Here is a 12,363-nt window from a genome sequence, read left to right as displayed (position 1 = left end):
ATGGAACGGAGATGAATTCGGCTGAACTTACTATATTTTGCATTACTGTCATAGGTCTTATAAAATCATTGATTATTGAAAATATATGATATTTAACTTGAATACCAAATGAATTCAGGGCAGCTATCTGGTTTATTCCTCTTTGACAGCCGCGTTGAAAAAAAATGGGTGGGGAAACATGTCGGCAATGACCAGCTCTCTTAAACTGGTATGACTATTGAGCAGCCAATCCGTCTGGCTATTGCAGGGCTTGGCCTTGTTGGTATTCGCCATGCGCAAGCCATGCGACATGTCGAAGGTGTTCAACTTTGTGCTGTTGTTGACCCTGATCATCAGGCAAAAGAGAAAGCCGCTGATCTGGGCGTTACCTGCTTTCAGGACCTCACAGAAATGATCAAGGCCGAAAAGCCGGATGGGATCATCCTTTCTACGCCAACAGACCTTCATGTCAAACAGGGGCTGGAATGCATCGAGATGGGTATCCCCACACTTGTTGAAAAACCGCTGTCACATGATCTCCATGATGCGGAAATTCTGGTGCGGGCATCTGAATCTGCCGGCATCCCCCTGATGGTAGGTCATCATCGCCGTTTCAACCCCATCATCCAGAAGGCCAAGGAAATCCTGAGCGCAGGAAAAATAGGTGCTCTGCGCGCTGTTCATGCCAAATGCTGGTTCTATAAGCCTGATAAGTATTTTGATACGGCACCCTGGCGCAAGCTGAGAGGTGCGGGCCCTGTTTCGGTCAATCTTGTCCATGAGATTGACCTGCTCAGATATCTTTGTGGTGAGATTACCCATGTCCAGGCGCAAATGATGCCTTCAATCAGGGGGTATGAGAACGAGGATGTGGCGGCGGCGATATTCTGTTTTGCCAATGGCGCAATCGGGACGGTTAGTGTTTCAGATAGTATCGCTGCGCCGTGGAGCTGGGAATTCACTTCAAAAGAAAACCCGGTCTATCCCCATACAGAAGAAAGCGCATATCAAATCGGCGGCAGCCTCGGTTCCCTCTCGATCCCGGATCTGAGGATCTGGAAACATCATGGTGAACCTGATTGGTGGTCCCCGATTTCTGCGGTTTCAGAAACCAGTGATTTTTCTGATCCACTGGTCAACCAGATCAGGCATTTCACTGAAGTTATTGCTGGTGATACAGCACCATTGATTTCCGGGCGCGAAGGCTTGCGCACCCTGGCAGTTATTGATGCAATTCAGGTTGCAGCCAAAACTGGCCAAACAATCCAACTTGCCAATCAATCCGGCGTAACAGAGTTGGCAGAATTCAAAAAAAATTCTGAGAGAGTACTTGCATCCAAGCCAATTTTCACCAAGACGGCGTTCTAGCGGACGCTTATTTATCACCCAGGAGGAGAAACAATGATAAACAAGATTAACCGTCGTTCTGCAATGGCTGCCATGGTGGCCGTCGGCATGCTTGGAGGGGTGTCACTTCCCAGCCATGCAGCAGATATGACCTTCACCCTCGCAACTTCTGCTTCGGAAACAGATATGCGTTCCGTCGCCATGAGGGAAGTTTTCGCACCCATGGTTGCCGGCTTTGCTGATTACAAGGCTGGATACAATGGCTCACTGTTTGCCCAGGGTACGGAACTGGAAGCCATCAGCCGTGGTAATGTGACCATGTCGATTGCTTCAGCGCAGGAGCTGGCCCAGTTCTTCCCTGAATTCTCTATCTTTGCCACAGGCTATGTTCACCAGGATGCCGCACATCAGGTGCGTGTCTTCAACAACCCCCTGATGGATCCTTTCAAGAAAAAAGCTGAAGAAGAGTTGGGTGTTAAACTCCTTTCCGTCATGTATCTTGGCCGTCGTCATGTGAATCTTCGTTTCCCGAGAAGCGAGAAGAACATCATGACTCCTGCTGATCTGGCTGGTGTTAATCTCCGTATGCCAGGCACGGATTCATGGCAGTTCCTCGGCAAGGCCCTTGGCGCATCACCGACACCGCTTGCATTCAATGAAGTGTATACCGCATTGTCCACGGGTGCTGTCGATGGTCAGGACAACCCGCTGCCAACCGTTGTCGACAAGAAATTCTATGAAGTTACCAAGCAGATTTCGCTGACTTCGCATCTTGTTGACCTCAACTACATTGCCTTCTCCAAAAAGACATGGGACAGTCTTAACGCTGAACAGCAGATGACCGTTCAGAGAGCTGCTGACGCTGCTGCTGCCTATGGCCGGCTGAAACAGCTCGACAAGGAAAACAACCTTGCCGAGTTCATTCGCAGCCAGGGTGTGGAAATTTACACCCCTGACCTGAAAGCCTTCCGGGAACATGTCCAGGCACAGTATGTCGGGAGTGAAGTGGCGAAAAGCTGGCCTGCAGGCGTGCTGGACAAGATCAACGCGCTGGGCAACTAATATCACGACCCAGATGGTGCGGGAGATTCAGATGCTTGCAAAAGTTGTTTCAAAGGTCACCCGCACTGCCGAACTCATCGCCGCCATGGTTTTGGCGGCGATTTTTATCACTTTCCTTTTACAGATTTTTACGCGCTATGCCCCGAAGATTGCCTGGCTTATGCCTCTATCAAGCATCGAAGCCTGGATGCAATCGCTGGTTCCCATCGGCTGGACAGTCAACCTGATTTCCCTCTTTTGGGTCTGGCTGATATTCATCGGCTGTTCTTTTTTTGTCCGTGACAGGGATCACGTGATCTTTGATGTCTTCTACATGGCCCTGCCGCCGCAATGGCACAGATATTTTGCCATGGTCACCTGCGCGTTGTTGGTGGCAACGATGATCTACGCCCTTGGGCCGACCTATGATGCAATCTTCGGCAGCATGCTGATGAACCTGAAAAAAATTCAGACACTGAGAATACCCCTTACCGGCGACAAGATAGCCATCAAGTGGCTTTTTGCACCGATCATCATGTTCATGGTAGCAACGATCCTTCGTTATGGTTTCAGGTTTTATCTTCTGATGATACGAGCTGATCCTGACGTCAGTCACGGTTCTGCTTCCCCTGAAAAACCCCGGGGAAAAGGGGAAAACTCTTGAGCGTTGAACTGCTACTGGGCATTGTCACTCTGTTTGGCGCCGCGGCGATTGGCATGCCTGTCGCTTATGCGATTCTGGCAGGGGTTATCATCTATCTAGGCTATTCCGGGCAGGATCTGGCAATTGCCGGTGAAACCATGGTTCAGCGCCTCTTTGACGGCTTCCTCCTGCTTGCTGTCCCGTTATTCATTGTTTCAGCAAATATCATGAATGCCGGTTCAATTTCCGACCGGCTGCTGAATTTCTGTGTTGCGCTTGTGGGGCGATTCCGAGGCGGGCTCGGGCATGTCAATGTCGTCGCCAGCCTGATCTTTTCAGGCATGTCAGGTTCTGCCGTCGCCGATGCGGCAGGTATCGGCAAGCTGATCATTGACATGATGATCAAGAGTGGCCGCTACACCCGCGGCTATGCTGCCGCCATCACTGCTGCGACGGCCACCATAGGCCCGATCATTCCACCGTCGATCCCGATGGTTCTCTATGCCCTGGTTTCAAACACATCCATCGGCAGCCTGTTCCTTGCTGGCATCATCCCCGGATTGCTCATGGGGGCTGTGCTCATGGGGATGAATGCGCTCATATCACGCCGCCGGAATTTCGGTCAGGAAGAAGCGATCCCGCTGCGGCAACTCCCTGTCGTGACGTTCAGGGCAGCGCCGGCCCTGCTCATGCCGGTCATTCTTCTGACAGGTATTTATTCCGGCGTCACAACACCGACCGAAGCGGCAGCGATTGCCGCGCTTTATGCGTTGCTGGTTGCCAAGGGATTGTATCGGACGCTCAAGATCACATCGCTGATCGAAGTCTTTGTCGAATCTGCTCGATCTGCTGCTTCTGTCGGCCTGGTGATCGGTGCGTCGATGATCCTGACTTATGTGGTGGTTCAGGAAAATATCCCCCAGATGATTTCAGCGTTGTTTGCCGGGGCGGAAATCAGCCCCCTTGCATTCCTTCTGCTGGTCAATGTTCTGGTTCTGTTATTGGGCTGTGTGCTGGATGCAACGGTGATCATTCTGGTGATTGTTCCTCTTTTTATCCCCACATGCATCGCCCTTGAAATTGACCTTGTTCATTTTGGTGTGGTGATTGTGGTCAATTCGATGATTGGCCTGATCACGCCACCCTACGGGATCTTGCTGTTTGTGATCAGCGCGGTTTCCAAAATCCCGCTTACGGAGATTATTGGCGAAATTTGGGCTTTTCTGGCTGTTCTGCTGATTGCTCTTTCGGCCATGATTCTTTTTCCGGATATCGTTTTATGGCTGCCCCGAGCCTTGGGGCATTAAGCAGGTTTTGATCATCATTCTTCAGAAAGTGGTAGCTGATGAAATGCGTGAAGCTTGGATTAATCGGCGATAATATCATGTCATCAAGTGCGCCCAGGCTTCACCAGTTTGCCGCAGCACAACTTGGATTGGATCTGACCTATGATTTGATCATCCCGGCGCAGTTCGGTTTTGATTTCGATCAGGCGTTTGGCCATGTCAGACTTGAGGGGTATAGCGGCGTCAACATCACCTTGCCCTATAAGGAAAAGGCCTTCAGGCAGGTGACTATTGATGACCCTGCCATTCAGAAACTGGGTTCGGTCAACACGGTTTGTTTTCAGGGGCAGAATATGTCCGGCTTCAATACGGACTACACGGGTTTTCTGAAAAGCTATCAATCCATCCGCGGTGATAAACCCGTGGGCAGTGTATTGCTGATCGGCGCAGGTGGTGTCGGCCGTTCCATTGCATTCGGCCTGATGCAACTTGGCGCAACCCATCTGGCGATCATCGACAAGGATCCATCAAGGGCCGTGCAGCTTGCCGATGAGCTCAATACCCATATGCCCGGCATTGCCGAGCACATAGAGCGTGGGGCTATCTCTGCCTATGATGCGGTTATCAACTGCAGCCCTTCGGGGATGCACGGATATGGCGGTCTGCCCTTGCCTGAAGACAATTTTCCACGTCGATTTGAATGGGCTTTTGATGCTGTCTACCAACCTGTCAACACGCCGTTCAAGCAACTGGCAGAAAGCAGAAAGGCCGAGTTCATTTCAGGGTTTGAGCTGTTTTTTCATCAGGGGGTTGATGCTTTCCTGATTTTCACGGGCCATGAAGTCAGGGATCAATCCGCATTGAGAAAAGCACTGATGGCTTCCTTGCCCCAGATGGAGACGGGGTGATCGTCACCATAATCACCGATAGCATCGTATCACCCGCTACATGGAAAGTCGGCCCCCGGGGGCTGGACAACTTTCCATCCATATCCTAGGAAAGTGATTGATCCAGCCTTAAGACAATCAGACAGGTTCCTTATCATGCCGTGGCTTTTTCTATATGCCTTTATGCTGGGGCTTGTCTTCAACGCCGCCCCCGGGGCCATTCTGGCTGAAAGCCTGCGCCGCGGATTGAAAGGCGGATTCATGCCGGCGATGGCGGTCCAGATCGGCTCGCTTGTCGGTGACGGGCTCTGGGTCATGCTGGGGCTGGCCGGGGCCGCGGCCCTCATATCGATTTCGTATATAAAAATTCCCCTGATGCTGAGCGGCGCCATCCTTCTTGGCTATCTTGCCTGGCAGAGTTTCCGGGACAGCCGGATGCCCATGCCGGACCTTAACGCAACCGCATCGGTCAAGCAAAGCCGCGGGGCGATGGCAACCGGCGTCGCTCTTTCGGTAAGCAACCCTTTGAACATCACCTACTGGGCGGCGCTGGGAGGAACGATCGCCGCCGTCATCGGCGAAACCCCGAGATTCAGTCATTACCTGGTGTTTATTGCCGGATTCATGTTCTCTTCGGTGCTGTGGTGCTTTATAGCATCGGGAATGATTGCCTGGACACGCGCCCGGTTGACCCCGAGGCTGTGGCGATTGCTCCATCTTGGATGTGGCCTGGGCCTGATATTGCTGCTTGGGTTTGTGCTGCGCCACCTGGCAGCAGATCTTACCGGCGGCAATATGCTCACCGGGTGATTCACAAAACTCAAAACTTGCGGACAACCGCGGTCACATGGGCTATAAGTTCGGCATGACCAGTCCGATCCTCATTACAGGTATCGCCGGTTTCATCGGCTTTCACACAGCCCTTGCGCTGAAAGCTGCTGGCCGTCATGTCCTCGGCATCGATAACATGAATACGTATTACGACCCGCGGCTCAAATCGGCGCGGCGTGAATATCTTGAGGCCAGCGGTATCGGGGTGGAAACCCTTGATCTTGCCGATCATGACGCCACGATGGAGGTCTTTCAAAAGACGGCACCGAATGTGGTGATCCATCTCGCGGCCCAGGCCGGGGTCCGGTATTCCATTGAAAATCCTCTTGCCTACAGGGACAGCAACCTTTCGGGCTTCATGCATGTGCTTGAAGGATGCCGAAAGGCAGAAGTCAACCACCTGATCTACGCCTCCTCCTCATCGGTATATGGCGCCAATCATACCTATCCGTTCAGCGAGGATGACACGGTGGATCATCCGCTCAGCCTCTATGCCGCAACCAAGAAAGCCAATGAGGCGATGGCGCATTCCTATGCCCATCTATACGGGATGCCGGTGACCGGGCTCAGGTTTTTTACCATCTATGGCCCCTGGGGACGCCCCGATATGGCCTATTATAGTTTCACCCGGAAAATCCTTGCCGGTGAACCTATCCCGGTTTTCGGTCAGGGGCAGATGCAGCGGGATTTCACCTATATCGACGATATTGTCGCCGGTATCATGGCGCTGGTGGAAAAGCCTGCGGTCGGCAATCCGGCATGGAACCCGGCCGAGCCTGATCCGGCATCAAGCCTGGCACCCTGGCGGATTTACAATATCGGCAACAATTCCCCGACCGAACTTGAATATTTCATCGATGTTCTTGAACAACACCTCGGGGTGCGCGCGATCCGGGACTATCAGCCCATGCAGCCCGGGGATGTTGTCCGCACCGCGGCAGATATCACCGCCCTCAAGGACGCTGTTGGCTTCACGCCGTCAACATCGATAGAAGACGGTATCCCGCGTTTTGTTGAATGGTATCGGCAGTTTCACAACTGAGCTGCTGGCCGAAACCAGACAAGAACGATTAATGGCCGAGAAGATTTTCCACCGCCGCGGTGATCGCATGGCCCAGCGCAATATGGCATTCCTGAATAAATGGTGTCTCAACTGCTGGCACGGCAATGAGGATATCGGCAATCCCCGCCATTTTGCCGCCACCGCTGCCGGTCATGGCCACGGTGGTGATGCCGAGGTCTTTCGCCGCCTCAAGCGCCTTGACCACATTGGCTGAATTTCCACTGGTGGAAATCCCGACCAGCACATCTCCTGACTTGCCGAGGGTTTCAACCTGGCGTGAAAAAATACCTTCATAGCCGAAATCATTGCTATAGGCCGTGATAAAGGAAGTGTCGGTGGTCAGGGCCAGCGCCGCAAGCCCCTGACGCGGCCGGCGATGATCAAGCGTGGCAACGAATTCGGCGGCGATATGCTGGGCGTCGCCAGCCGAGCCGCCATTGCCGCAGAACATCACCTTGCCACCCGAGGCCAGACTTCCGGCAATCGACTCGGCACAAGCGAGAGCTGCATCGCGGCACGCCGCCACCGTATCAATCTTGATTTCGGCCGAACGCCGGAGATGCGTTTCAATGGAAGCGGCAAGTCTGGACATGTGATCAATCTCTATTCTATATGGTGCTTACATTATGCCCGTTGGATTGTAGGTGGCAATATATTAGTATCCACCTAAAGATATTAAAGTGTTCAAAAAACAAGCGAAGATATCATGGCCCAATTAACCAAGATCCGAAAAGCCATCTTTCCTGTCGGCGGGCTTGGCACGCGCTTTCTGCCAGCCACGAAATCCATGCCCAAGGAAATGCTGCCCGTGGTGGACAAGCCGCTGATCCAGTACGCGGTCGAAGAAGCGGCCGAGGCAGGGATCGAGGAGTTCATCTTTGTCACCGGGCGCGGAAAATCCGCGATCGAGGATCACTTCGATCATTCCGCTGAACTTGAAGAATCCCTGGCGCGGCACAACAAGAAAAAGGCGCTCAAACTTGTCCGTGAAATGGTCCATGAACCTGGCACGGTGGCGTATATTCGCCAACAGGAACCGGCGGGGCTGGGTCACGCGATCTGGTGCGCGCGTCATCTTATCGGAGATGAGCCGGTAGCCATCCTGCTGGCTGATGACCTCATCCTTCCTCGCCGCAACAGCCCCGGCTGCCTTAAGGAAATGGTTGATGCCTGGTCTGGTATCGGCGGCAATATGGTCGCCGCCATGGAAGTGGCGCCCGAAGAGACCAGATCCTACGGCATCATCACCCCCGGGGCAAAGGATGGCGCCCTTACCGAAGTGACGGGGCTGGTGGAAAAACCTGCACCAGAGGATGCCCCCTCACAGCTTGCGGTGGTCGGCCGCTACATCGTCGAGCCGGGTGTATTCGGCGAACTTGCCCAGATGAAACGTGGCGCCGGCAATGAAATCCAGCTCACCGACTCGCTGGCGCAACGCATTGGCCACGCGCCTTTCCACGGCTTTACCTTCAGCGGCACGCGCTATGACTGCGGCTCCAAAACCGGCTTTCTCAAGGCCAATATCGCCTTTGCGATGGAACGTGACGATATCGCCCCGGAGCTCGGGGACTGGCTCAAGACCCGGAAATTCTGAGGATATGGTATCCATGATGCGGCATGACTTTCATCCGACGGTATTGCGGTCCTATGACATTCGCGGTATTGTCGGTACTACCCTCGGCACCGATGATGCCCATGCCATCGGCCTCGGATTTGCAAGTATCGTGGCGGAGGCTGGCGGCACGAGGGTGGCGGTCGGCCGGGATGGACGCCTCAGCTCCCCTGATCTGGCAAAAGCGCTCATTGAAGGCCTTGTTGCCGGCGGGATGACCGTTCTAGATATTGGCCCGGGCCCGACCCCGATGCTGTATTTTGCCGATCAGCACCATGGCACGGATGGTGCCATCCAGGTGACCGGCTCGCACAACCCCCCAAGCCATAACGGTTTCAAGATGGTGCTGGGCCATAAACCCTTTTTCGGGGATGACATCACCGGGCTTGGCCAGCGCCTTGCCGGAGGCGTTGCCGCAAAGGCAGGCGGCTCGGCCCGGCACGTTGAGATAGCGGATATCTATCTATGCGCCATGCTTGATAAGGCCGGGATTGAAACCTCAAGCGGGGCGCTGGACCTGCTGGCATCGGAAACACTGATCTGGGATTGCGGCAATGGCGCAACCGGACCGATTGTCACCGCGCTTGTCCCGCATCTGCCCGGAACCCATGAGGTGCTGTTCCCGGAAGTGGACGGCACTTTCCCGAACCATCATCCTGACCCGGTTGACCCGGAGACTTTAGGCATGCTCCGGCAGGCGGCGGCAGAGAGCGGGGCCATGATGGGAATTGGTTTTGATGGTGATGGCGACCGCATCGGGCTGATCGATGGCAAAGGCCGCCAAGTGCCGGGTGATCTGCTCACCGCCTATCTGGCCCGGGGGGTGATAGCCAGAACCCCCGGAAGTGATGTCATCTTTGATGTCAAGTCATCGCTGGCGGCCCTTGATGCCGTGGCGGCTATGGGCGGCAAGCCAAGTTTGTGGAAGACCGGCCACAGCCACATGAAGATGCGGCTTAAAGAAACCGGCGCGCCGCTGGCCGGGGAGATGAGCGGGCATCTTTTCATCGCCGATAATTATTTCGGTTTCGATGATGCGCTGTTTGCTGCGCTATCAATCCTCAAGGAATACGCCCGCAGCGGTGAGAGCATCACCCGTTTTCTTGACAACCTGCCGCCGGTCTATGCGACGCCTGAATTGCGTATTCCTTGCGCAGATGAAGAAAAATTTGATGTGATAAGGCGCGTCATCGCCGATGTTGCAGCCGCCCCTGATCCGGATATGACTGAGCGCGCGGATATGGACGGGATCAGGGTTTCAGGGTCCCTCGGCTGGTGGCTTATCAGGGCCTCGAATACCGGCGCCGAGCTGGTAGCACGCGCCGAGGGCAGGGATGAGGAAAGCCGCGATCTCCTGAAAGAGCGGATACGCTCCCGTCTCAGCAAGGCCGGCCTCGACTGGAAGGGATAAAACAGGATTTTGATCCCCGCATGGTCTTTACAGCCATGATCCGGATCAATATATTCCGCTAAACATTTTCATCTCAAACTGAAGAGTATGCCAATGACTGCTCGCACGAACTGTCACGGTCTCAAGGTCGCTGACAATCTTCTTGAATTCATCAATGTCGAGGTTTTGCCTGGTATTGGTATGGATGCGGATAAATTCTGGGCCGGTTTGGCCCAGGCTGTCGCTGACCTGACCCCGAAAAACAGGGCGCTGCTGGAAAAACGCGCCACGCTTCAGCGCGAAATCGATACCTGGCTGAAAGACCGTCGCGGCAGCAGCTTTGACATGGACGCGTATAAAGCCTTTCTCAAGGAAATCGGCTATCTCGTGGAAGAGGGTGAAGACTTCCACGTCACCACCGCAAATGTGGATGATGAAATCGCGCATATCGCCGGCCCGCAGCTGGTGGTGCCGGTGCTGAATGCCAGATATTCGCTCAACGCGGCAAATGCGCGCTGGGGCAGCCTTTATGATGCGCTCTATGGCACCGATGCGATCAGCGAAGATGACGGCGCTACCCGTGCAGGCGGCTACAATGCAAAGCGCGGCGAGAAAGTCATCTTTCGGGCGCGGCAGCATCTCGATCGCACCATTCCTCTTGCCGCAGGCAGCCATGGCGACGCCGTAAGCTACCGGATTGAAGATGGCGAGCTCAAGATTACGCTTTCAGACGGGGCCGGGGCAGTGCTGAAAACCCCGTCCCAGTTCAAGGGATGGACCGGCGATGCGACGTCACCGGATTCCATTCTGCTGGCGGTCAACAACCTTCATGTCGATATCCTTTTTGACCCGAGCGGGGCGATTGGCAAGGCTGATCCGGCCGGGATCAACGATATCGTCATTGAATCGGCTGTCTCCACCATCATTGACCTTGAAGATTCGATCGCCGCGGTTGATGCCGAGGACAAGGTTGACGCCTATCGCAACTGGCTCGGCCTGATGAAAGCTGATCTCGAAGCAACCTTCGAGAAGGGCGGCAAGACCGCAACCCGGGCGCTGAATGATGATCGCAACTATACCGCCCCTGATGGATCAACCCTCACCCTCCATGGCCGGTCGCTTCTCCTGGTCCGAAATGTCGGCCATCTGATGACCAACCCCGCGATCCTCGATGCCGAAGGCGAAGAGGTCTTTGAAGGCATCATGGACGCTTTCATTTCCACCGCCATTGCTGTCTATGACCTGAAGGGGCTTGGCCGGCTGCGCAATTCCCGCACCGGTTCCGTCTATATGGTCAAGCCGAAGATGCACGGGCCGGAAGAAGTCGCCTTTGCCGATGAGATCTGCGCCCGTGTCGAGGCATTGCTCGGGCTTGACCCGTCCACCATCAAGATCGGCATCATGGATGAAGAACGTCGGACTTCCGTCAATCTCAAGGAATGTATCCGCGCGGCCAAAAGCCGGGTGGCCTTCATCAATACCGGTTTCCTTGACCGTACCGGTGATGAAATCCACACATCGATGGAAGCAGGCCCAATGATCCGCAAGACCGAAATGAAAGGCACGGGCTGGATTGCCGCTTATGAAGACTGGAACGTGGATATCGGCCTTGCCTGCGGCCTTTCGGGCAAAGCCCAGATCGGCAAGGGAATGTGGGCAATGCCTGATCTGATGAGCGCGATGCTTGAGCAAAAGATCGCCCATCCGAAGGCTGGCGCAAATACGGCCTGGGTACCATCACCCACCGCCGCCACGCTGCATGCATTGCATTACCATGATGTCGATGTCTTTGGCATTCAGCAAAACCTCATGGGCAAAAGCCGGGCGAAGCTCGAAGATCTTCTGAATATTCCAGTAGATCGCGAAACCAACTGGTCAGAGAGTGATATCCAGGCTGAACTCGACAACAACGCCCAGGGTATTCTCGGCTATGTGGTGCGCTGGGTTGATCAGGGCGTCGGCTGCTCCAAAGTGCCGGATATCAATGATATTGGCCTCATGGAAGACCGCGCAACCTTGCGGATCTCATCGCAGCATATTGCCAACTGGCTCTATCACGGGATCACCACGGAAGATCAGGTCATGTCCACAATGAAGCGCATGGCCGCCGTGGTTGACGGGCAGAACAAAGGCGATCCGGCTTATACGCCGATGGATGGCAATTTCGACAGTTCCGTCGCGTTCAAGGCTGCCTGTGACCTCGTCTTCAAGGGACGTGAACAACCTTCCGGCTATACCGAACCTGTGCTTCATCGGCGCCGCATCGAAGCCAAAAGCGCCTGAT

General features: G+C 54.5%; 12 protein-coding genes. 10 read left to right on the top strand and 2 right to left on the bottom strand.

Annotated elements, in window-relative coordinates; all coding sequences use genetic code 11:
* Nucleotides 1-132: 132 nt before the first annotated feature.
* Entirely contained in the window at nucleotides 133-306 is a 174-nt protein-coding gene (locus tag AB8880_12155) for a hypothetical protein (protein ID XDZ67096.1), read from the bottom strand.
* On the opposite strand from AB8880_12155, the gene AB8880_12150 reads away from it, so the two are divergent.
* From AB8880_12150 to AB8880_12120, 7 genes are all read left to right on the top strand, one after another.
* Nucleotides 283-1,347 (top strand): Gfo/Idh/MocA family protein, encoded by a 1,065-nt coding sequence (locus AB8880_12150; protein ID XDZ67068.1) that lies wholly within the window; start codon nucleotides 283-285, stop codon nucleotides 1,345-1,347. The two genes, AB8880_12155 and AB8880_12150, sit on opposite strands and share 24 nt — an antisense overlap.
* Before the next feature lie 33 nt (nucleotides 1,348-1,380).
* Nucleotides 1,381-2,388 (top strand): TRAP transporter substrate-binding protein DctP, encoded by a 1,008-nt coding sequence (gene dctP / locus AB8880_12145; GenBank protein XDZ65657.1) that lies wholly within the window; start codon nucleotides 1,381-1,383, stop codon nucleotides 2,386-2,388.
* Between the two features lie 31 nt (nucleotides 2,389-2,419).
* Nucleotides 2,420-3,031: a TRAP transporter small permease gene (locus tag AB8880_12140; GenBank protein XDZ65656.1), complete on the top strand. Its 612-nt coding sequence runs from the start codon at nucleotides 2,420-2,422 to the stop codon at nucleotides 3,029-3,031.
* Nucleotides 3,028-4,317: a TRAP transporter large permease gene (locus AB8880_12135; GenBank protein XDZ65655.1), complete on the top strand. Its 1,290-nt coding sequence runs from the start codon at nucleotides 3,028-3,030 to the stop codon at nucleotides 4,315-4,317. The genes AB8880_12140 and AB8880_12135 overlap by 4 nt, the downstream gene beginning before the upstream one ends.
* Nucleotides 4,318-4,394: 77 nt before the next feature.
* On the top strand, nucleotides 4,395-5,204 hold the full coding sequence (locus AB8880_12130) for a shikimate dehydrogenase (GenBank protein ID XDZ65654.1): 810 nt from the start codon (nucleotides 4,395-4,397) through the stop codon (nucleotides 5,202-5,204).
* 135 nt (nucleotides 5,205-5,339) lie between these two features.
* Complete coding sequence (locus AB8880_12125) at nucleotides 5,340-5,993, top strand: LysE family transporter (GenBank protein XDZ65653.1); 654 nt, start codon at nucleotides 5,340-5,342, stop codon at nucleotides 5,991-5,993.
* Nucleotides 5,994-6,048: 55 nt separating this feature from the next.
* Nucleotides 6,049-7,056 (top strand): NAD-dependent epimerase/dehydratase family protein, encoded by a 1,008-nt coding sequence (locus AB8880_12120; protein ID XDZ65652.1) that lies wholly within the window; start codon nucleotides 6,049-6,051, stop codon nucleotides 7,054-7,056.
* Nucleotides 7,057-7,084: 28 nt separating this feature from the next.
* Here the strand turns inward: AB8880_12120 and AB8880_12115 are convergent, their stop codons facing one another.
* Nucleotides 7,085-7,669 carry an SIS domain-containing protein gene (locus tag AB8880_12115; protein XDZ65651.1) on the bottom strand — a complete coding sequence of 195 codons (585 nt, stop codon included), beginning with the start codon at nucleotides 7,667-7,669 and terminating at the stop codon, nucleotides 7,085-7,087.
* Between the two features lie 114 nt (nucleotides 7,670-7,783).
* Here AB8880_12115 and galU point away from each other — a divergent pair, with 114 nt between their 5' ends.
* The 3 genes from galU (at nucleotide 7,784) to AB8880_12100 (ending at nucleotide 12,362) form a co-directional block, all read left to right on the top strand.
* Nucleotides 7,784-8,671: a UTP--glucose-1-phosphate uridylyltransferase GalU gene (gene galU / locus AB8880_12110; protein XDZ65650.1), complete on the top strand. Its 888-nt coding sequence runs from the start codon at nucleotides 7,784-7,786 to the stop codon at nucleotides 8,669-8,671.
* A 13-nt stretch (nucleotides 8,672-8,684) separates the two neighbouring features.
* Nucleotides 8,685-10,100: a phosphomannomutase/phosphoglucomutase gene (locus AB8880_12105; GenBank protein XDZ65649.1), complete on the top strand. Its 1,416-nt coding sequence runs from the start codon at nucleotides 8,685-8,687 to the stop codon at nucleotides 10,098-10,100.
* 93 nt (nucleotides 10,101-10,193) lie between these two features.
* On the top strand, nucleotides 10,194-12,362 hold the full coding sequence (locus tag AB8880_12100) for a malate synthase G (GenBank protein ID XDZ65648.1): 2,169 nt from the start codon (nucleotides 10,194-10,196) through the stop codon (nucleotides 12,360-12,362).
* Nucleotide 12,363 lies beyond the last annotated feature (1 nt).

The organism is Alphaproteobacteria bacterium LSUCC0684, from assembly GCA_041228335.1.
Lineage (GTDB): Bacteria > Pseudomonadota > Alphaproteobacteria > Puniceispirillales > UBA1172.
Note: the sequence above shows the minus strand (reverse complement) of the source record. Positions and strands in the feature narration are given on the sequence as shown.